The organism is Sphingomonas mali NBRC 15500 (genome assembly GCF_001598415.1).
Classification (GTDB): Bacteria; Pseudomonadota; Alphaproteobacteria; order Sphingomonadales; family Sphingomonadaceae; genus Sphingomonas; species Sphingomonas mali.
Genome location: NZ_BCYX01000005.1, coordinates 87,957 through 108,718 on the forward strand (window position 1 = coordinate 87,957; position 20,762 = coordinate 108,718).

18 protein-coding genes are annotated in these 20,762 nt (G+C 65.4%); 13 read left to right on the plus strand and 5 right to left on the minus strand.

Annotated features, from left to right (window positions below):
- Positions 1-5: 5 nt before the first annotated feature.
- Genes SMA01S_RS06330 through SMA01S_RS06360 form a run of 7 tightly spaced genes read left to right on the plus strand, consistent with a single transcriptional unit; the run spans position 6 to position 6,716 of the window.
- Positions 6-581, plus strand: coding sequence for a hypothetical protein (locus SMA01S_RS06330; protein WP_066819481.1), 576 nt, complete (start codon positions 6-8; stop codon positions 579-581).
- Between the two features lie 2 nt (positions 582-583).
- Complete coding sequence (locus SMA01S_RS06335) at positions 584-1,156, plus strand: hypothetical protein (protein ID WP_066819483.1); 573 nt, start codon at positions 584-586, stop codon at positions 1,154-1,156.
- A gap of 2 nt (positions 1,157-1,158) precedes the next feature.
- Positions 1,159-1,761, plus strand: coding sequence for a hypothetical protein (locus SMA01S_RS06340; RefSeq protein ID WP_066819485.1), 603 nt, complete (start codon positions 1,159-1,161; stop codon positions 1,759-1,761).
- Entirely contained in the window at positions 1,761-2,351 is a 591-nt protein-coding gene (locus SMA01S_RS06345; protein ID WP_066819486.1) for a spore coat protein U domain-containing protein, read from the plus strand. Before SMA01S_RS06340 ends, SMA01S_RS06345 begins: the two co-directional genes overlap by 1 nt.
- Before the next feature lie 45 nt (positions 2,352-2,396).
- Complete coding sequence (locus tag SMA01S_RS06350) at positions 2,397-3,128, plus strand: fimbria/pilus periplasmic chaperone (RefSeq protein WP_245649180.1); 732 nt, start codon at positions 2,397-2,399, stop codon at positions 3,126-3,128.
- Positions 3,103-5,655 carry a fimbria/pilus outer membrane usher protein gene (locus tag SMA01S_RS06355; RefSeq protein ID WP_066819488.1) on the plus strand — a complete coding sequence of 851 codons (2,553 nt, stop codon included), beginning with the start codon at positions 3,103-3,105 and terminating at the stop codon, positions 5,653-5,655. Before SMA01S_RS06350 ends, SMA01S_RS06355 begins: the two co-directional genes overlap by 26 nt.
- A gap of 2 nt (positions 5,656-5,657) precedes the next feature.
- Entirely contained in the window at positions 5,658-6,716 is a 1,059-nt protein-coding gene (locus tag SMA01S_RS06360; protein WP_066819490.1) for a spore coat protein U domain-containing protein, read from the plus strand.
- On the opposite strand, the gene SMA01S_RS06365 is transcribed toward SMA01S_RS06360, so the two are convergent.
- Positions 6,711-7,136 (minus strand): hypothetical protein, encoded by a 426-nt coding sequence (locus SMA01S_RS06365; RefSeq protein WP_066819492.1) that lies wholly within the window; start codon positions 7,134-7,136, stop codon positions 6,711-6,713. The genes SMA01S_RS06360 and SMA01S_RS06365 overlap by 6 nt on opposite strands.
- Before the next feature lie 516 nt (positions 7,137-7,652).
- On the opposite strand from SMA01S_RS06365, the gene SMA01S_RS06370 reads away from it, so the two are divergent.
- From SMA01S_RS06370 to SMA01S_RS06390, 5 genes are all read left to right on the plus strand, one after another.
- The gene (locus SMA01S_RS06370; RefSeq protein WP_066819494.1) at positions 7,653-8,501 is read left to right on the plus strand and encodes an SMP-30/gluconolactonase/LRE family protein; all 849 of its coding nucleotides are present in this window, start codon (positions 7,653-7,655) and stop codon (positions 8,499-8,501) included.
- Positions 8,498-9,664, plus strand: coding sequence for an aldose epimerase family protein (locus SMA01S_RS06375; RefSeq protein WP_066819496.1), 1,167 nt, complete (start codon positions 8,498-8,500; stop codon positions 9,662-9,664). Before SMA01S_RS06370 ends, SMA01S_RS06375 begins: the two co-directional genes overlap by 4 nt.
- 82 nt (positions 9,665-9,746) lie before the next feature.
- Positions 9,747-11,366, plus strand: coding sequence for a sodium/sugar symporter (locus SMA01S_RS06380; protein WP_066819497.1), 1,620 nt, complete (start codon positions 9,747-9,749; stop codon positions 11,364-11,366).
- Between the two features lie 4 nt (positions 11,367-11,370).
- Positions 11,371-12,240 (plus strand): 2-dehydro-3-deoxygalactonokinase, encoded by an 870-nt coding sequence (locus SMA01S_RS06385; RefSeq protein WP_066819498.1) that lies wholly within the window; start codon positions 11,371-11,373, stop codon positions 12,238-12,240.
- Entirely contained in the window at positions 12,237-12,863 is a 627-nt protein-coding gene (locus SMA01S_RS06390; protein WP_066819499.1) for a 2-dehydro-3-deoxy-6-phosphogalactonate aldolase, read from the plus strand. The genes SMA01S_RS06385 and SMA01S_RS06390 overlap by 4 nt, the downstream gene beginning before the upstream one ends.
- Before the next feature lie 54 nt (positions 12,864-12,917).
- Here the strand turns inward: SMA01S_RS06390 and SMA01S_RS06395 are convergent, their stop codons facing one another.
- The 4 genes from SMA01S_RS06395 to SMA01S_RS06410 form a co-directional block, all read right to left on the minus strand.
- Positions 12,918-14,807 carry a glycoside hydrolase family 2 protein gene (locus SMA01S_RS06395; RefSeq protein ID WP_066819505.1) on the minus strand — a complete coding sequence of 630 codons (1,890 nt, stop codon included), beginning with the start codon at positions 14,805-14,807 and terminating at the stop codon, positions 12,918-12,920.
- A gap of 23 nt (positions 14,808-14,830) precedes the next feature.
- Positions 14,831-16,012, minus strand: a complete 1,182-nt coding sequence (gene uxuA, locus SMA01S_RS06400) for a mannonate dehydratase (protein ID WP_245649181.1) — start codon at positions 16,010-16,012, stop codon at positions 14,831-14,833.
- 73 nt (positions 16,013-16,085) lie between these two features.
- Positions 16,086-17,390: an alpha/beta hydrolase family protein gene (locus SMA01S_RS06405; protein WP_066819509.1), complete on the minus strand. Its 1,305-nt coding sequence runs from the start codon at positions 17,388-17,390 to the stop codon at positions 16,086-16,088.
- Positions 17,391-17,445: 55 nt separating this feature from the next.
- A complete protein-coding gene (locus tag SMA01S_RS06410) occupies positions 17,446-19,785 on the minus strand; it encodes a TonB-dependent receptor (RefSeq protein WP_084250140.1) in 2,340 nt (779 codons plus the stop codon).
- A gap of 171 nt (positions 19,786-19,956) precedes the next feature.
- Here SMA01S_RS06410 and SMA01S_RS06415 point away from each other — a divergent pair, with 171 nt between their 5' ends.
- Positions 19,957-20,760: a FadR/GntR family transcriptional regulator gene (locus SMA01S_RS06415; protein WP_084250141.1), complete on the plus strand. Its 804-nt coding sequence runs from the start codon at positions 19,957-19,959 to the stop codon at positions 20,758-20,760.
- Positions 20,761-20,762: the final 2 nt, after the last annotated feature.

The following is a 20,762-nucleotide window of genomic DNA, read 5'->3' on the forward strand; positions in this document are numbered from 1 at the left end:
CTGCGATGAAGCGCCTCGCTCTTGCCCTGCTCGCCGCGGTCGCCCTGCCGGGTATCGCGCACGCCCAGGCCACCGACACCGCGACCGCCGATGTCGGCGTCTCGGGCACGGTCGCCAAGCTGTGTATGCTCGGCACGCCGACGCCCGCGCCGGTCGATGTCGGCCAGATGGCGAACACGTCGGGAGCGCGGGTCGGCAAGATCGCCGTCATCGCACCGCGCATCGTCACCTTGCCGGGCTCGTTCTGCAACTTCGCGGGATCGGCCATCACGGTGACCGCGACCGCTTTGGTGTCGAACGACGCCAGCGCGGTCGAACCCGGCTTCGCCAAGGCGGTCAATTACACCGCCGATGTGGCGAACTGGGCGGCGGGGTCGGCGTCGGTCACCACCGCCGCCACCGCCGGGGGCGGATCGCCGACAGCGTCGGCGACCGGACCCACGCAACCGGCGCCCAAGGTCGCCGATCTCGATGTCACCTTGTCCAATTTCACCGCACCGTCCGACTTCCTGCTCACTGCCGGCGCCTATAGCGGCCTGGTCGTGGTCAAGCTCGGACCGGTCGCGTCGGGGGGAGATTGATCATGACGCATAACCTGAAGCGCCTGGCCGTCTTGTCGGCTGCAGCAGTCGCGATCGCCTGGAGCGGCAGTGCCGCGGCCCAGAGCAGCGACACCGACACCAAGAACTTCGCCGTCGTCGGCAACGTGCCCGCGATGTGCGTCGGCGGAACGATCGCCGGCACCGGATCGACGTTCGACATGGGCGTGCTGATCGACCTCAACACCGGCCTGTTGCGGACCGACCTGGCGGCACCGCCCAAGGTCCTGTCGGGCTCGTTCTGCAGCGCGCGCAGCACCATCACCGTCAACGCGACGCCGATGGCCGCGCAGACCTTTACCAGCACGCCGCCGGCCGGCTTCTCGCGCGTGGTCGACTATACGGCCACCGCCGCCGGCTGGACGACGACACCGGCCTCTTTCGCGACCGGCGCGGGCAGCAACCCCGCCGCGGTGCAGACGCGCGGGACCGCGTTCTCGGGCGATATCACCGTCTCGGTCGGCAGCTTCTCGACCAATGGCGGGGCGACCCAGCGGCTGGTCGCCGACACCAATTATCAGGGCAACGTCACCGTTACGTTGGCCGTGGCGTCCTGACGATGTCGCGCTGCCTCCGCCTTGAAACGGTCTTGGTCGTCGGCGGGCTCCTCGCCTGGGCATCCCCCGCATTTGCCCAGTCGACCGTGGCGACCAAGACCCTGCCGGTTACAGGCAACGCCCCACCGGTATGCGCGGTGGGGTCGCCCCGGGTGGCGGCGGGCAACCAGATCAATTTCCGCGGGCTGAGCGGCAACACGCTGCAGATCGACCAGATGATCGATCCGACCACGCTGGCGGTCGCCGCCGCCTCGGTCGACGTGAAGTTCGACGCGGTGTGCAACTATCCGCACCGGCTGCGCCTTGAATCGCAGAATAACGGCCTGTGGCCTACGTTGCAGCGCACCCGGGCGCCCGCGCCGGGGTTCGGCTCGGCCGTGCCCTATCGCGCGACGGTGATGTGGGGTGTGGTCAATGGCGTGCTCAACGCCGATGCCCAGGCGCGCCGCGTCAACGACCAGCAGTTCAACATCGACCTGCCGACGGCGGGCGAGATCGACCTGAAGCTCAACATCGCGCCGGGCGCGTCCAACGCCCGCGACAATGCCCCGCTACTGGCCGGCGATTATGCCGACACGATGCGGATATTCGTGGAGCCGCGCTGATGCATCGCATCGCCCTCATTCTGCCGGCCTTGCTCGCGACCAGCGTCGCGGCGCAGGCACAGGCGCAGACCATCAATCCGAACGACACCGGCCAGGGCCGGCTGGAGATCGCCGGGCGCGCGCCGCCGGCCTGCGTGCTCAACGCGCCGACCGCGTCGGGCGCGCAGAACGCGACCTTCACCAGCACCGGTGCCTCGAGCGGCGAGATCCGCATCGTCGAGTTCGGCGATCCGCAGACCGCGCAGCCGCGTGGCGCCGCGATCAACCTGGCGCTGCCGGTGATCTGCAACGCGCCGCATCGGCTGACGGTCACCAGCACCAATGGTGGCTTGCTGCGCGACGGCGGCAACGCCCGCAATCGGCAATCGCCGACCGGATTCGGCGAATTCGTCGGATATCAGATCAGCGCGACCTGGGCGGGCCAGAATGCCAGCGTGCAGACGATCAACAACAACGTCCTCGCGATCGCGACCGCTGATGGCGGCGCGGGCGACATGGACCTGACGATCGCGGTTCCGCCGGGGGGCGGAGCGCTGGTCGCCGGGCGCTATGCGGACACGGTCACGGTACTATTCGAAGCAGCGTTCTAAACGACCCAGCGGGAGGGGGAAGTGAAGAGAATGAAGAGGATATTGATGAGTGCGGCCTTCGCGGCTGCCCTCGTTCTGCCACAGCAGATTGCGGTGGCGATGACGGTACAACCGGTCATCATCAACCTGAAACAATCGGGCAACGGGATGACTCAGATCATCACCGTGGAGAACACGTTCGCGACGCCGTTACCGGTCGAGCTGCGCGTGCAATCGCTCGAGTTCGATGAGAACGGCGTCAAGGAAACGGGCAAGGATCCAGGCGATCTGCTGATCTTTCCGCCCCAGGCGCTGATCCAGCCGGGCCAGACGCAGTCGTTCCGCGTCCAATATGTCGGCGACCCCGAGCTCAAGACCAGCAAGCATTATTACGTCACGGTGGCGCAGCTGCCGGTGAAATTGCCCGCTGGCCAGTCGGCGATCCAGATCCTGTACAATTTCCAGGTGCTGGTCAGCATCGCGCCCAACGGCGTGAAGCCGGCGATCAAGGTACAGAGCGCGGAGATCGGGCATAATCCGGCGGGCAAGCCGATCCCGTTGGTCACCCTGACCAATGCGTCGGCCGCTTACGGCTATCTGTCCGAAGGACGGCTGCGCATCGTCGAAAAGGATGCTGCGGGCAAGGAAGTGTTCCGCCGCACGTTGTCGGGTCCGGAAACGCAGCAAACGATTGGGTTCGGTTTGGTGGGGGCCAACCAGACGCGGCGCATGTCGCTGCCGATTGAGTTGCCGGTGGATGGGGGCAGCGTCGATGTCAGCTTCACCCCGGACGGCTAAGCGGCTCACCAGCCGCGTGATCGGCCTGATGCTCGCGAGCGCGAGCATCGGCGGCCTGTGTGCGCCGGCGCGCGCCAATAGCGCCAGCCAGCAGGGCACGGTGCCGCAGTCGCAGGAACGGCGCGTCACGATCGACGCGCCGACCGCGCCGACCGATCAACCGCAAGCCACGCTCAATCCGACTGGGCGCGACATCGTCCTGACGGTGCCGGTCAAGGATGGCGGGACGTATCTCGGCGACATGCCGTTGACGATCACCGCCAACAGCAAGCTGGAATTTCCGGCGCAGCGGTTGCTCGACTTGCTGTCGAACGTGCTCAACCAGCAATCCTTCACCGCGATCCAGTCGAGCCTGTCGACCAAGGCGGTACTGACCCCGGCCGATTTCGAGGCCGCGGGGGTGGGCATCCGCTACAATCCGCAGACGCTCGAGCTCAATCTGACCATCGCCGCCGAACGCCGCGCGTCGCGGTCGCTGACGGTCAGTCCGCTCGACCGCAACCGGGTCGGCACCTTTGCCGTGCCGGCGGACTGGAGCGCCTATATCAACATCCGCGGCTCGGAAGATTATATCCATGCCGGCGGCGAAAAGGGCTTCGCCTCGCCGATCTTCTCGCTCGACGGCGCGATGCGGGTGGGTGGTGTGGTCGCCGAGGGCGAAGGGATCTGGCAGCCCGGATCGACCGGTGTCGATTTCCAGCGGCTGGGATCGCGGCTCGTCTATGACGACGAGAAGAACCTGGTGCGCTGGACCGCGGGCGACCTGCAGACCGTCTCGCGCGGTTTCCAGTCGGCGCCCGACATTGCCGGTCTCTCGATCTTCCGGTCTTACAGTGTGCTCCAGCCGCAGCAGCTGGTCCGCCCGCGCGGCGACCGCAGTTTCCAGCTGAGCCGCCCCTCGACCGTCGAGATCCAGGTCAACGGCCAGATCGTCCGGCGCCTTCAGCTCGCGCCGGGCACCTATAATCTGCGCGATTTCCCGTTCACCCAGGGCGCGAACGACATTCGCCTGTCGGTGATCGACGATACCGGGCGCACCGATCTGTTGCGGTTCAACCTGTTTCTCGACCAGTCGCAGCTGGCCAAAGGGCTGAGCGAATTCGGCCTCTATGCCGGTGTGCTCAACCCGCTCGGGCTGCACGGGCCGCATTATACCGACAAATTCGCCTTCACCGGCTTTTATCGCCGCGGTATCAGTGACTTCCTGACCCTGGGCGTTAACGCCCAGGCCGACAAGCACACCCAGATGGGTGGCGTCGAGGCGGTCGTGGCAACGCCGTTCGGCACCTTTGCCGGCAATTTCTCGCTGTCGAACATGAAGGGGTCGCACACCGGCCATGCCGCGACGCTGACTTTCCAGCGGCTGATCCAGCGCTCGGGCGGGCAAGCCGATTCGCTCAACATATTCGTCGAGACGCGCAGCCGCTATTTCGCCCCGGTTGGGGTGCTGGTGCCCGACAACCAGTTCCAGTTCGAAGTGGGCGGCGGCTATTCGCACACCTTCAACGAGCGGCTCTATGCCGGGTTCGACGGGCGCTTCTCCAAGGGGCGCGGCGCACAACCCGATTTGCATACCTACCGGGTCACCACCGGCTACCGGATATCCTCGACCGCGACGGTGACCGCCGACGCACGCTGGGAGCGCGACAATTTCGGGTCGCGGTTCGGCGGGCTGGTCTCGCTGGTCATCAGGCTTGGTCGCTATTCCACCGCGCGCGCCGATTACGATTCCCGTGGCAACCGGGTACGGACATCGTTCCAGACGCTCTACGGACAGGGGGTCGGATCGTATAACATGACCGCCGATGTCGAACGCAGCGATGCCGGATCCGGGATCAACTTCACCGGCAATTATTACACCAACCGCGCCGAACTGGGCCTCAGCCACTTCGGGACGTTCCAGGACACGTTCGGCAGCGTCACGTCGCAGCGCACGTCGTTCCGGTTCGGCACCTCGCTGGCGATCGCGGACGGCGCCTTCTCGGTCGGACGGCCGATCTACGACAGCTTCGCGATCGTCACGCCGTACAAGAAGCTCGACGGCACCAACGTGGTCATCTCGCCGTCGCCGTTCGGTTACACCGCGAACAGCGGCGTGTTGAGGGCAGGCACCGAGCCCAGCCTGAGCTCTTATGCCGAGCGGACGATCGCGGTCGACGCACCCAATGCCAAACCGGGCGTCGATCTGGGGCAGGGGTCGTTCCGGCTGCTGCCGCCGTACCGGAGTGGTTACAGGCTCGTGGTCGGATCGGCCTATTCGGTGACCGCAGTCGGTCGTCTGATCGACATTGACGGCGAACCCGTCTCGCTGGTCAGCGGCACCGCGGTCGAGCTCGCGCATCCCGAACGCGCGCCGATCACGGTCTTCACCAACCGCGAGGGTCGCTTCGGCATCGGTGGACTGGCGCCCGGCAAATGGCGCATCAACATGCTCGACGACAAGAAATCGGTCTTCGAGATCACCATTCCCGGCGATGCGGACGGACTTGTCCGGGTCGACGAACTCAAAGCGGTCAAAGGGCAGTAAGTATGGCCTTGTCTCTGTTTCGACACGCACTTCTGGCGCTGGCAGTCGCCGCCGGGGCATCCCCCGGCGCGGCGCTCGCCGTCGGCAAATGCGGTCTCACCACCGTCAGCGGCGGCATCGCCAACCTGACCTATGACCCGTTCAGCGGCGGCACCACCTCGATCAACCTGACGGGGGTCACGTTGTCGCGCGTCAATGGCGCGGGCGGCGAGAAAACCGCGAACATCGAATTCTACGTCAAGGGCACGACCGCGGCGCAGAACGGCACGATCCTCATCCCGATCAGTGCGACGGGATCGGGCAATGGCGGGCCGACCGGGAGCAATATCTTCTTCGGCACCAATCAGTCGCCGCCGATCCTCAACATCAATGCCGGGAGCCCGGCGCCCGGCGTGTTCCGCTGGGCATTCTCGGGCAACAACGCAGGCTCGGATACCTTTACGCTCAACATGACGCTGCAATTGCCGGCCAATCTCAACATCAACGCAGGATCGACGCTGCCGTTCGACATCGTCTACAGCTGCAACGGCACCGGCGGCGGCGGGCCGTTCACCGATACCGGCACCGTCACTAATGCGATCGTGGTCAACGTGGTCGTGTTGAGCGGCCTTCAGGCCAGCTATGTCGGCACCAATCTCGATTTTGGCGAGGTCGGCAACCTGACGACGGCGCAGGTCCTGGCCGCACCCGCGACCTACACGACGCCGACCACCAACTATATCCGCGTCGCCAGCTCGGGACCCTATAAGATCGATGTCGCCTCGCAGAACAATTACAAGCTGACCTTCTCGGGCGGCTCGCTGGCCAACGCCAACCAGACGCTCGCCTACAAAGCGCTGTTCCTGGGACAGCAGCGAACGACTGCCAGCCCTACCTTCACGACAGTCACCTGCGTGCGCGCCGGCCTCGACGCGGCGGCCGGCATCCTGCCGATCCGGGCGACGTTGCTCGAGGGCGGGCAAGGCAAGACGCCCGCCTCGGTCTATAGCGACACGATCACCGTCACGGTGACACCGTTATTGTCGACGGTGCCATCGCAACAGAATTGTCCTGCCTTATAGCGCGACGATCCGGAACGAGATCGCGCCCGGCTCGATACCTTTCGGCAAATCCAGCGACACCGCGTGGGCAGCAATGCCCGCGCGGTTCGACTTGGTCACGCGGACAGTGCCGTCCTTGCCGAGCGGAAGCTTGTGGCCATCGACCAACAAGCTCGCCTTCGCCATGTTCGCCGAATAGTCGGCATAGACCTCGTAACCGTTGGGGCTGTTGCAGAATTCGTTGAGCGAGCCGAGCGAGACCTGGCCACCCTGGGCGGGGACCATCGCCGCATCGACCGTCGCACGACACACCACTGGCACGTAGCCACTGATGCCGATCGTGTATTGGGCCGAGTTGACCGCAACATGGGGATCGACCGCCTGGGCGGCCGGAGACGCGACTGCGAAAGCCGCGACTAAAGCAATACAAACGTTCTTCATATCGGCATCCTTGGGTAGAAACGCGAGGATGCTTATGACGGCGACGTGTGAAGATGCGGTCGTCCGGCGTGGTAAAGGCGCGGATAACCTTTGGCGTGATCTTCCCGGATAGTTGCGGGAAGATGTCGGCAACTAATGCGCCGCGGTCGACTGGCCCGAACTGCAGCGGTGGCCGTGGCCTGGCTGAGCGCTGACAAGGACGAGGAGGAATCGCCAAGCGCCCTCAAGCCAAGCGGGCCGTCATCGGGGCACGCCATTCGGCGCCTTGCGATATTTTGTCAGACAAATAGGGTTTCTATCTTTGTTTGGTTGACGCTATCAAGCCAACCGCAACGGCCCTGATTACGAGGGCAGGAATACGGAGAGGCTGATGGGTTCGGGGTGGTCGCGCGGATTGGAAAGCCGTCGTATTACCGTCCGTCGCCGGGCCGGGCTCACCACCGCAGAACGCGTCTTAGCGCCGGCCATGGACGATCAGCGCAATGCCCAGCGCGGGCTTCTCCGGGACAGCCATTGATGTCCGATGTCCGCGTGATCGAACGCGACCGCCGCGACCGGCTGGGGGAGGGGCTGTTATGGTCCGCCCGTGAGGCCGCACTCTATTGGGTCGATATCCTCGGCGCGTGCGTCAATCGCCTCGATCTGGCAAGCGGCCGCGTCGACGATTGGTCGATGCCCGACACGATCGGCTGGCTGATCGAGCGCGAGCGGGGCGGATTCATCGCCGGGCTGGGCCGCGCCTTTGTCTCGCTGACATTCGATCCATTGAGCATCGAAACGATCGCCGCGCCCGAGCCCGAGCGCGATGGCAATCGCTTCAACGATGCCAAGGCGGATGCCGCCGGGCGCATCTGGGCGGGCTCGATGCCGTTCACCTGCGACCGGCCGAGCGGCGCCTTCTACCGGCTCGATCCTGATGGGCGGGCGACGCGGATCGAGGACGGCTATACCATCCCCAACGGTCCCGCGATCGGCGACGGCTTCCTGTTCCACACCGATACCGCGCTCGACACGATCTTCCGCTATCCGGTCCATGACGATGGCAGTGTCGGTCCGCGCGAGCCGCATATCGTGTTCGAGCCCGATTGGGGTCATCCCGACGGCATGACGATCGACGCCGAGGGCCATTTATGGGTGGCTTGCTGGGGCGGGTCGTGCGTGGCGCGGTTCGATCCGGCGGGCCGGCGTGAGCGGACCATCGCCTTGCCGGCGTCGCAGATTACCAATGTGGCGTTCGCCGGCGATGCGCTCGACCGGATGTTCGTAACCTCCGCCGCCGATGGCGTCGACGAGCCGCAGGCCGGATGCCTGTTCGAAGTCGATCCCGGCTGCCGCGGCATTCCCCCCTATCGCTACCTTGGATGAAGGAGACAGACATGGCGCTGCGTTCGCTAGCTCTTGCCACGATGCTGATCGGCGTCGCCACGCCCGCAATGGCGGCGGAGGCGCGGCAATCGAATTTTGGCCGGCTGCCCGACGGGCGGTCGGTGGCAGCGGTGACGCTGACCAACAAGGCTGGCGTGTCGGCGACGGTGATCGCCTATGGCGCAACGCTGCAATCGCTCGTGATGCCCGACCGCACCGGCAAGCGCGCCGACGTCACGCTCGGCTACGATACGATCGACGACTATCTCAAGACGCCGCAATATTTCGGTTCGACGGTCGGACGGTTCGCCAACCGCATCGCCCGTGGTCGCTTTTCGCTCGACGGGCGCGACTATCGCGTGCCGGTCAATAACGGGAAGAACTCGCTCCACGGCGGCACCGTCGGATTCGACAAGGTGTTGTGGTCGGTGGTCTCGGTGAAATCGGGGCCGACCGCGTCCGTCACGTTGCGCTATGTCAGCCGCGATGGCGATCAGGGCTATCCCGGAACGCTGACCGTCGATGCGACTTATTCGCTCGACGAGAAAAACGCACTCAGCATCGAATATCGCGCGACCACCGACGCGCCGACGATCGCGAACATCACCAACCACGCCTATTGGAACCTGTCCGGCGAGGGATCTGACAATGGCGCGATGGGAATGGTGCTGACGATGCCGGCCGATTCCTATCTGCCAATCGACGACGGCTTGATCCCGACCGGAGAATTGCGGCCGGTCAAGGGAACGGCATTCGATTTCCGCACGCCGCGCGTGATTGGCGACCGAGTGCGCGACGCGCGTGACGAGCAACTCGTTTACGGCCGCGGTTACGACCATAATTGGGTGTTCGGTCGCCGGATCACGCCCGATCAGCACTTGATGGCGCGGGTCTTTGATCCGAAATCCGGGCGCGGATTCGAACTCTGGTCGAACCAGCCGGGGATACAATTCTATTCGGGCAATTTCCTCGATGGCACGTCGTCGGGCAAAGCCAAGCGCATCTATCGCGAGGGCGACGCGATCGCACTGGAGCCGCAGCTCTTTCCCGACACGCCCAACCAGCCGACCTTCCCTTCCGCCCGCCTGGCGCCCGGCCAGGTCTATCGCAACGTCATGACCTATCGCCTGACGACGGGTCAAACTGCCGGCCGCCGCCGGTAGAGTTGGTTTCAGCGTCGCCGGACCGGCGGCGCGACTGTTTCAGCCATGCTGAAATGGAAGTCCTGAGGGGAAGGGAAAGCGCATGCAGCTCGCCACCATCGATATCGCGGTCGTCGTGATCTACTTCGTCTGCATTTTCGGGCTCGCCCAATGGGTCAGCCGTGAGAAAGCAGGGCATACCAAGGATTCGTCGGATTATTTCCTGGCGTCCAAGAACCTTCCCTGGTGGGCGATCGGCGCGTCGCTGATCGCGGCCAACATCTCGGCCGAACAGATCGTCGGCATGTCGGGGTCCGGCTATGCCATCGGACTCGCCATCGCGTCTTACGAATGGATGGCGGCGGCGACGTTGCTGATCGTCGGCAAATGGTTCCTGCCGATCTTCCTGGCCAACAAGATCTACACGATGCCGCAGTTCCTCGAACAGCGTTTCGGTCCGACGATCCGGACCGTGATGGCGGTGTTCTGGCTGATCCTCTACGTGTTCGTGAACCTGACCTCGATCATCTGGCTCGGTTCGATCGCGGTGACGCAAGTGACCGGCCTCAACCAGGATGTCGCACTGATCGGGCTCGGCGCCTTTGCCTTGCTCTATCAGCTGCGCGGCGGGCTCAAGGCGGTCGCGCTGACCGATATCGTCCAGGTCGCGTTGCTCGTTTTCGGCGGGCTGGTGATCGCGTATCTGACGCTCGGCAAGATCGGTGGCGACGCCGGCATCATCGCCGGCTTCACCGAGCTGACACGGCGCGTGCCCGACCATTTCGACATGATCCTGTCGCCGGATAATCCGCATTACAAGGACCTGCCGGGTATCGCGGTGCTGGTCGGCGGGATGTGGATCGCCAATCTCAGCTATTGGGGATTCAATCAGTATATCATCCAGCGCGCGCTGGCGGCCAAGAGCCTGTCGGAGGCGCAGCGCGGCGTGGTATTCGCTGGTTTCCTCAAGCTGCTGATGCCGGTGATCATCGTGCTGCCGGGGATCGCCGCCGTGGTGCTGGCGCCGGGCCTGACCAAGCCCGATCAGGCCTATCCGACGATGATGCGGCTGTTGCCGACCGGGTTGCTCGGTCTGGTCTTCGCGGCGCTGATCGCGGCGATCATCGCCTCGACCGCGTCGAAGATCAATTCGATCGCGACCATCTTCACGCTCGATATCTACGCCAAGAGGAAAGGGGTGCAGACGCGCGCAGAGGACGCCGCCGGGTCGATCGAGCATGAGAAACATCTGGTGCTGGTCGGCCGTATCGCTGCGGTCGTGGCGATCGTCATCGCGATGGCGACGGCGCGTCCGTTGCTCGGCAGCCTCGACCAGGCATTCCAATATATCCAGGAATTTTCGGGCTTCGTGACCCCGGGAATCACGGTGATTTTCCTGCTCGGCCTGTTCTGGCCGCGCGCGACCGAGATGGGCGCGCTGGTCGGCGCGATCGCGTCGGTAGTGGTGAGCTTCATCTTCTGGTTTCCAGCCGCCTGGGGCGGCTCGGCAATGCTCAACGCGATCCCGTTCATCAACCGCATGTCAATCGTCTTTTTCGTTGCGCTGGCGCTGGCGGTGATCGTCTCGCTGCTCCGCCCGGCTCGCGCGGAGAGCAATCTGATCACGATGCGCGGCGTTTCGTTCCGCACGACGATGGGGTTCAACATCGCCGCCGGCTTGATCGTGGTGATCCTGATCGCGCTCTACGCGACCTGGTGGTGACGGCATGAGTGCACGACCTTTACTGGCGATCGATTGGGGCACGACCAATCGGCGCGTCTATCGGATCGAGGACGGCGCGGTCACCGCAACCGAGCGCGATGCGCTCGGGGTGACCGCGGTCAGCGACTTTGCCGGCGAGCTGGCGGCGATCCGCGCGCGGTTCGGCGACGGGCCGGTGCTGATGGCGGGGATGGTCGGGTCGACGATTGGCTGGCGCGAAGCGCGCTATGTAGCGGCGCCCGCTGGTCTCGACGATCTCCGCGACAATTTGCTGCGCCTCGACGACCGTACCGCGATCGTTCCCGGTGTGTCGTTCAGCGACGGCGTGCGCGGCGACGTCATGCGTGGCGAGGAAGTGCAGTTGCTGGGCGCCGTCGCGGCCGGGCTGGCGCCGTCCGACGCGCTGCTCGTTCAGCCGGGCACGCATTGCAAATGGGTCGAGATGGCGGGCGGCCGGATCGCGCGCTTCACCACAGCGATGACCGGCGAATTGTTCGCGCTGGTCCGTGCGCACGGCATCCTTTCCGCGCAACTGGGCGCCGATGTCGTGCTGGGGGATGCCTTCCGCGACGGCGTTCGCGAAGGAGCGAAGCGCGACTTGACCGCCTCGCTCTTCGGCATTCGCGCCGCCAAACTGCTGGGCCTGCGCGACGACGCCGACGCGGCGTCCTTCGCCAGCGGCCTGATCATCGGCGCCGATGTCGCCGCGCGCATCGCTGAAAATCCGTTCGACACGGCCTATATTCTGGCCGACCCGGTGCTTGGCGGCCTCTATGCCGCGGCGATCGCGGTCAACGGACGGACCGCGACGATCATCGACAGCCATGCGGCGTTCGTCGCCGGTATTTCCCGGATAGGAGCCTCTCTCTCGTGACTTCGCTTGCCGCTTTCGACGCCGCCTTTGCCTCTTGTCCGCTGATCGCCATCCTGCGTGGCGTGCGCCCCGATGAAGTGGTCGCGATCGGCGAGGAGCTGGTCGCTGCAGGCTTCACGCTGATCGAAGTGCCGATGAATTCGCCCGATCCGCTCGACAGCGTCGCCCGATTGGTCGCCGCTTTGGGGGACCGGGCGATGATCGGCGCCGGGACCGTGCTGACCGTGGACCAGGTCGCGGCGATGCGCGATGCCGGCGGGCGGATGGTGATTTCGCCCAACACCAATAGCGACGTGATCCGTGCCAGCGTCGCCGCCGGCCTGGTCTCGCTGCCCGGCATCGCCACCCCGAGCGAGGCGCTCGCCGCGCTCGACGCGGGCGCGACCGCGCTCAAGCTGTTTCCCGCCGAAGCCGCCAGCCCGGCAGTGCTCAAGGCGATGCGCGCGATCCTGCCGAGCGCGCTGCGCATCTTGCCGGTGGGCGGCATCGTCCCCGAAGGCATGGCACCCTGGCGCCAGGCGGGCGCGGCTGGCTTTGGTCTCGGCTCGGCGCTTTACAAACCCGGGATGACGGCCGGGGACGTCGGCGTTCGTGCCCGCGCTTTCATCGCGGCGCTCGCCTGACGCGTTGACCGCAGGCGCGCGTTCACCCGGCACACCCCGATCGCCGCGTCAGCTTCAGCGTTCCCTGCCCTCATAATAGCCTGCCAGCACGCCGAACGCCTGCTTGCGCTGGCCGGTCTCGGAGATCAGGCCCTTGCGGTTCCAGCCCTGCTGAAACTCCGGATTCTGCCGCCGCGGCGAGCGGAAGTCCTTCAGGATCCAGGGCGACATGCCGCGCAGCGTCGGGATCCGGTCGACCATGCCCAGCGTCTTGCGGTAGAATTCGGCCTGATATTCCTCGGAGAATTTCTCCGGCATGCCGCGCAGATCGTGGAATCCCGCTTTGGCGTCGGCGCCGAATTCGGAGAAGATCAGCGGCTTGTTCGCGGGCACGCGGAACGAGAAGCTGGCCAGGTCGCCGAGCCGATCGGGCGTATACCAACCGAAATAGGTGTTGATCGCGACTATATCGAGCGCGTCGGCGAGCGGATCCGCCATCGCGATGATCGGCTTGCCGTCGGGCCCCTGCGATCGCTCGGTCAGTAGTGCCGCGCTGACCAGTCGCGTGTCGTCGAGCTTGCGCACATCGCTGACCAGGGTGCGCAGGAAGATATTGCGCGCGTCTGTCACCGGGGTTTCGTTGGCGACGCTCCAGATCGCGATCGAGGCGCGGTTGCGGTCGCGCATGATGTTCTCCGCGATCATGTTGCGCGCGGTCGCCAGCGTATCGGGATTGCTCCAGGCGACGCGCCAATAGACCGGCACTTCGCTCCACACGATGATCCCCATCTCGTCGGCCAGCCGGGTCATCACCTCGGAATGCGGGTAATGGGCGAGGCGGACATAATTACCGTGCAGCCCGTCCTTGATCTCGCTGAGCAAGGCGCGCGCCGCGGCCGGCGTCATTGCGCGCGTCGGTTCGGCGCCCAGTTCTTCCTCGTGCAGCGAGATGCCGCGCAGGAAGATCGGCTTGCCGTTGAGCAGGATGTCGGGGCCGCGCACTTCGATCGTGCGGAACCCGATCCGGTCGCGCCACTGGTCGTCGCCCGCGGCGATCGTCACGTCATAGAGTTTGGGCTGCTCGGGCGACCAGCGGACCAGCGCACGCGGGGCAGCGACCGTCGAGCGCCAGTCCCCCTTCGCATCGGTGGTGCCGGCAAGGTCGAGGCCGAGCGCGGCGATCTTCAACCGGATGGCGTGGTTGCCGGCCTGGGCGCCATCGAGATGCGCATCGACCGCGAGTTTGCCGTCGCGGGTCAACCGCACCCAGGCGTCATCGACATAGGTATCGGGAGTCGAGATCAGGCGGATCGGCCGGGTGATGCCGCCATAATTCTCCCAGTCGGTGACGGGCGGCGGCACGGTCGCTTCGGTCGCCTGCGAATCCACCCCAACCGTGATCTGGTTGTCGCCCGCACGGAGCAATTTCGTCACCTCGAATGCGAAGGGGGTGAAGCCGCCCTCGTGCCGTCCGACCGGTTTGCCGTTGAGATAGACGACGGTCGAATAATTGGCCGCGCCGAAGCGGAGGAAATAGCGGCCCTTGCGCGCCGTGGGCGCGGGGAAAGTCCGCTGATACCACATCAACCCCTGATAATAACGCAGCTCGGGGGCTTCGGTCAGCCAGGACGAGGGCAGGGTGGTGACGGGCGAACGCGCGAGATCGAACTCGTACATCGCGCGATTATCGTCCTTCATCGCCTTGGCGACGTCTAGGTCGAGATAGCGCTGCTGGCTCTCGCCGGGCGCTTCGCCGTGAAAGCCGGCAAGGCCGGCGCGGAACGGATCGACCGAATAATGCCACGGTCCCGACAGATCGAGTCCGTCGCGCATATCGGCCGAGACGAGCAGCGGCCCGGTCTCGACCGTCGCCAGCGGCAGTGTCGGAGGGGCGGCCTGCTGCGCCACCGCGGGCGCCGCGCAGACCATCGCCGCGGCGATCAGTCGCCGGATCATCCTTGCCATCTGCACTTCCGCTCTCCCGTTTTTTAGCGTGTTGTTGTTGTGTCGTCGCGGCGCGCGAAGGCGATGCCGCGTTCGAGCCCGCGAAGCTCGGCCAGCCCGCGCATGCGCCCGAGCAGCGAGTAGCCGGGGTTGGTCCGCTTGGTCAGGTCGTCGAGCATCTGATGCCCGTGATCGGGGCGCATCGGGATCGAGCGGCCGGTCCGGCGTTGCAGCGCGTGCACGGCGCCGACGATCGCGGTCATGTTCGCGTCGCCTTCGAGATGCGCTGCCTCGTGAAACGCGCCATTGGTCTCCCGCTGCACCGACCGCAGATGCAGGAAGCCGATACGATCGCCGAGCCGCTCGACCATGCCGGGCAGGTCGTTGTCCGGCCGCACCCCGAACGAACCGGCGCAGAAGCAAAGGCCGTTCGACCGGTTTGGCACGCGCGCGAAGAGATCGGCCACGTCGGCCTCGGTACTGACGACGCGCGGCAGGCCGAACATCGGAAAAGGCGGGTCGTCGGGGTGGACGACGAGCCGAATGCCGAGTTCGTCGGCGACGGGGCAGACCGCTTCGAGAAAGGCGACATGGTTTTCGCGCAGCTGGTCCGGGCCGATATCGGCATAACTATGGATCGCCGCCAGGAATTCGGTCGCGGTGAAGCTTTCCTCGCTCCCCGGCAATCCGGCGATGATCGTCTGCGCCAACATGGCGCGGGCGCTGTCGTCCATCGCCTGGAAGCGGCGCGCCGCCGCCTCGACCATGTCCGGTGCATAATCCTGTTCGGCGCCGGGGCGCCGCAGGATGTGGAGGTCGTATACCGCGACCGCCTCGAGCTCGAAACGCAAGGCAAGCGCGCCGTCCGGCATCGGCCAGGCCAGATCGGTCCGCGTCCAGTCGAGCACCGGCATGAAATTATAGGTGACCACGCTGATCCCGCACGCCGCCAGGTTGCGCAGGCTCGCGCGATATTGCTCGATCAACCGATCGTAATCGCGCCCGCGGGTCTTGATTCCCTCATGCACGGGCAGACTCTCGACCACGGTCCAGCCGAGCCCGGCGTCCTCGATCATGCGCTTGCGTGCGGCGATCGCTTCGCGCGGCCAGACTTCTCCATTGGCCGTATCGTGAAGCGCGGTCACGACTTCGGTCGCGCCCGCCTGGCGGATATCGCGTAGCGACACGGGGTCGTCGGGTCCGAACCAGCGCATCGTCTGCGTCATGAACATCGTCGGTAACTGCTCCTGCGTGTTGGCGTCGACCGATGGGTGCCGCCGGGCTGTTGCTTGGTATCGCCTATTCGGCGGGTTTGAATTCGAACGACATTCCCGATGCCTTGTTGGGCTGGAAGCCCTTCCACAATGTCGCGGCGGGCGGGCCTGGACTGTATCCCGAATAACGCCCGGGCGGCGCACCTGCCCAGATTCCGTCGTTGGAGTTGGGCGTGAGCCCGTCAATATAGGCGGCCTTGGCGCTATCGTCCTTGACGTAGCGATCCAGGAACGCGGTGATGAAGTGCGTCTCGATCGCCATCAGCCGGTCCTTGCGCCACACCGCATCCTCGAACCAGTCGATATCCCAGAAAGAGCCGCGCATTCCGGCCGGGGCGCCGATCAGCGCGATGCTGTGTGCCGCTTCGCGGAACGTCAGCAGATAGCGGGGCGCGTGCGCCTCCTGCTCGAACAATGTTCGTACGCCGGGGTCGTAGCCGACGACATGATCCTGGCTGCCGACGATGAACAATGTCGGCGCGCGGATCGCGGCGACGCCGGGGGCAGCCCACAAATTGGTGCCGCGAAGCGTGCCGGGCGGCGAGATCGCGACCACCGCTTTCAACCCGGCGACCTTGAGTTCGCCTGCTTTGGGTCCGGTCGCGACATAAGGCGCGAGCACATTGCGGGTCGCCCCCGCCAGCGCCGGGTCGAGCGGCGCGCCGGCGGCGGTGAGCATGCCATAACCGCCCATCGAATAGCCGATCAGCACCGTCCGGTCGGCATCGGCGGTCGCGAATGGGCCGAGCCCCGCCCGGGCGCGCCGCTGCGCCTCGGCGGCGACGAAGGCGATGTCGAGCGGCCGCCGGGAGAGCGGACCAGCCGCGGCGGCGGCGGTACGGATGGTGATCGGCGGATCGCGAAAGTCCGGGGCGACGACGACATAGCCCTTGCTGGCGAGATTCTCGCCGAGCCAGGACAGCACCACGGGCGTGTTGCTATAGCCGTGCGCGAGGATGACGAGCGGAAATCGACCCTGGGCAGCCCGCGCGCCGGGCGACGCGATGCCGGCGACGGAGAAGGTCACATCCTTTCCGTTCTCGCCCGGCAGCGCCGAGCGATAGGTCGTCCCCTTTCCGGGCGCGGCGGCGGGATACCAAATTTTGAGCGCCAGGCGCCGGTCGACGATCGCCGGCCGATCCTGACCCTGGAGCGGATCGGCCTGACGGGGCTGAACGAAGGCGATATCGGCGACGCCGACCGGATGCGGGCCGAGTGCGGCGAGTTCGGGAGCATCGATCGCGGGCTTTGCTGGCGCATCCTGGGCCGGCGCACCTGCCGCCGCGAGCAGCGCTACGGCACTTGCCACCGGCAGCGCAACACGAACCATCACGTCACTCCCGATCCGCTCGAGGCGGCGGGGCAGTATGCGCCCCGCCTTTCCATCAGAAGTTCACGCCCAGCCGCAGCCCGCCATAACGGCGGAAGTCGCGCGGCAGCAGCGCCTGGGTCGCGATCCTGTTGTTGAAATTGCCCGCCGTGTTGACCAGCGCCGGATAATATTGAACGTCGAACAGGTTGTTGACGAACGCGACGATTTCCCACTTGCGGTCCTTATCGCGGACGCCGAGGCCGGCGTTGACGATGCTATAGGCCTTTTGGAAGGTCTGGGGGTCTTCGGCGACATAATAGACGCTGCTCTGATATTGCCAGTTGGCCTGCACGACGCCCTTCAGATTGCCGCCCAGCGACGGCGAATAATCGGCGCTGATCGCAAACTTCCATTTAGGCGCCTGGATCGCACGTGCGCCGGTCAGCACTTGATAAGCAGGCTGTGCCGGGGTCGTCGGCGTGGCCGGCACCGCAGCGACGCATCCTTGCGCTGGGGTCTGCAACGGATAGCATTGGGCCTGCGCGTACGACGTGTATTTGGCATCGAGATACGCAACCGACCCCGTCAGGTTGAAGTCTTGGCCGATCCGCGCCGTGCTGTCGAACTCGACGCCCTTGGTGTTGAGCCCGCCGACGTTGGTCAGGCGGAAATTGGTCGTACCGTCTGACAAGGTCTCGATCGTCTGCGCTTGCAGGTTCTTATAATTGGTGTCGAAATAGGTGAGGTTGAGCGTCACCCTGCGATCGAGCACCTGCGCACGGATGCCGATTTCCTTGTCGCGTGAACGCTCGGGCTTGATCGGTCCCGCATTCGCGCGATTTTGGTTGAAGCCCGTCGTCAGGTCGTAGGTTTGACCCTTGTAGCCGGTCGAATAGCTGGCAAAGGCCATCACGTCCGGCGTGAACTGGTAGCGCGCAGCAAGCCGATAGGTGCCGGCGGTGTCGGAGGCGTTGCCGCTGAAGAACTGGGCGCCTGCAGCCGCGCGATTATCCTGGAAGGTATAGGATACCTTTTCGTTTTGGACGCGCCCGCCGGCGGTCAGCGTTAGCTTGGGCACGATCTCCCAGTCGATCTGGGCAAATCCGGCCAGCTGTTCCGATTTCGATGTCGCATACCAATCGGCCAGCGAGAAATAAGGCCCGCGCATGAACGGGCGCTCGAACTTCACGTTCGCGTAATAGGCGCCCAGCGTATAGCGAAACGGCTTGGCGCTGGACGATAGCAGGCGGACTTCCTGGGTGAACAGCTTCGAGTGGAATTCGCCCACCTGGATATTGCTGCCGATCGTCGCCGGCGAGGACGTGTCGTCATGGTCGAGATAGTCGTTGAGGCGGAACTTGTCGTAGGAAGTGATCGATACGAGCGTCATGTCGCCCAGTCCGATTTCCCCGCGCAGCGACGCGCCCCCGCCTTCATATTTGGTGCGTGAATTATAGTTGTTGCTGATGTCCTGATTGTCCGGACCGATCGTCACCCCGGGCATCGTCACTGCCGGCGTCTGGCCCGGCGTGCCGCGGAGCACTGCGGCCGGGTCCATGCGGATGAACGGGCGCCCGACCGTGGTGTTGCCGTTGAGATAATTGCCCGACAAGGTGATGGTGACGTTCGACGCCGGTTCCCAGCGGAGCTTGCCGCGGGTGTTGAACGCCTCGCGTCCGTTCACTTTCTTGTCGTTGAGCAGATTGCGGACATTGCCGTCCCAGTTCGAGTAGCTCGCCGACAGGACGTAACCGAGCTGCGAACTGATCGGGCCGGAGACGCTGAAATTGCCGCCATATTCGCTGTCGGTGGTGCCCATCACGTTGAACCGGGCGTGGAACGTGTCGGTGGGCTGGCGCGTGATGATGTTGATCAGGCCAGCCGAGGCCGACTTGCCGTAGAGCGTGCTTTGCGGCCCGCGCAGCACTTCGATCCGCTCGACGTCCGGCAGATCGGTGAAGGCGCGCGCCTGGAACGCGAGCGGCACTTCGTCGACCAGCACCGCGACGCTCGGTTCGACGCCGATGCCGAACGCGAACGTGCCGACGCCGCGCAGCGAGACGTTGGCGTTGACCGGATGCTCGGCCGGGCGGACCGTCAGCGACGGCGCGATCTTGCCCAGATCCTGGAACTGGGTGACGCCGGAGGCCTTGAGCTGCGCCTCGCTGACCACGGAGACGGCCAGCGGCACCTTCTGGATATTTTCCGAGCGCTTCTGGGCGGTGATGATGATGTCGCCCGGCACGGGCTCGTTCGTCTCGGCAGTTGCAGGGCTGTTCTGGGGTGCAGCCGCGTCCGGCGCGCTCTGGCCGGGATCGGCCGGTTTGTCCGCTCGAGCCAGTGCCGGCGTCGCGCAGAGCGCGAGCGACAGGGCCAGCGCCCCCTGTCCGACAGATGCATGCAATCCGATCATCCTACCCTCTCCGATGTCGTGCATCGGGTCTTTTCGCCGATGCTTCGGCGGCTCAACTAGCAAATGGTCTGACCACATGCAAGGATTGCCTGACAATCGTCCGTCAGACCACCTTACCAAAGAAGGTCGCTGTTGCCGCTGCGCGCGGGCTTTGGTAAGTATCAACCGATTATGTCGACACAGAGATTGATCAGGCCAGTTACCAAGCAAACCGGGATCGCGTCGCAGCCTGACGGGCGTAAGCTTTATCAGCAGGTCGCCGCGTCCGTCGCGGAGGCGATCCAGCGCGGGGACTTCTCGCCGGGCCAGCGCATTCCGTCGGAACGCGAGCTAGCCGACGAGTATCAGGTCAGCCGGCCGACGATCCGGGAGGCGATGATCGCGCTCGAAGTCATCGGCATCGTGCGGTCGCGCCACGGTTCGGGAATCTTCGTCGTCGACAATCCGCCGCTCGACACGCCGATGATCGGTCTCGATATCGGCGCGTTCGAGCTGACAGAGGCGCGCCGCCTGTTCGAAGGCGAGGCGGCGGCGCTCGCTGCGGTGTCGATCACCGACGAGGAGATCGCCGCGCTCGAAGTCCTGATCGGCGACATGGAGCGCGAGAACGAGGAAAATGTCAGCGGCGAACATGCCGACCGCGAATTCCACCTGGCGATCGCGCGGGCCACGCGCAATTCGGCGGTGGTCGACGTGGTCGAATCGCTGTGGGATGCGCGAACCCGTTCGCCACTCTGCCAGCACATGCTCGAACGCGCGCGCAGCGTCGGCGTGGTGCCGCGGATCGACGAGCATCAGACGATTCTGGCGGCGCTGCGCGAGCGCAACTCCAAGGCGGCGCGCAAGGCGATGCGCGACCATCTCGCGCGCGTGATCGACGGGTTGCTCAAGGCGACCGAAAGCGATGCGTTCGAACGCGCCCGCGCCGAGGTCGAGGCCAGGCGCACCGATCTGGCGCGCCGCGTCGCGATCTGAGA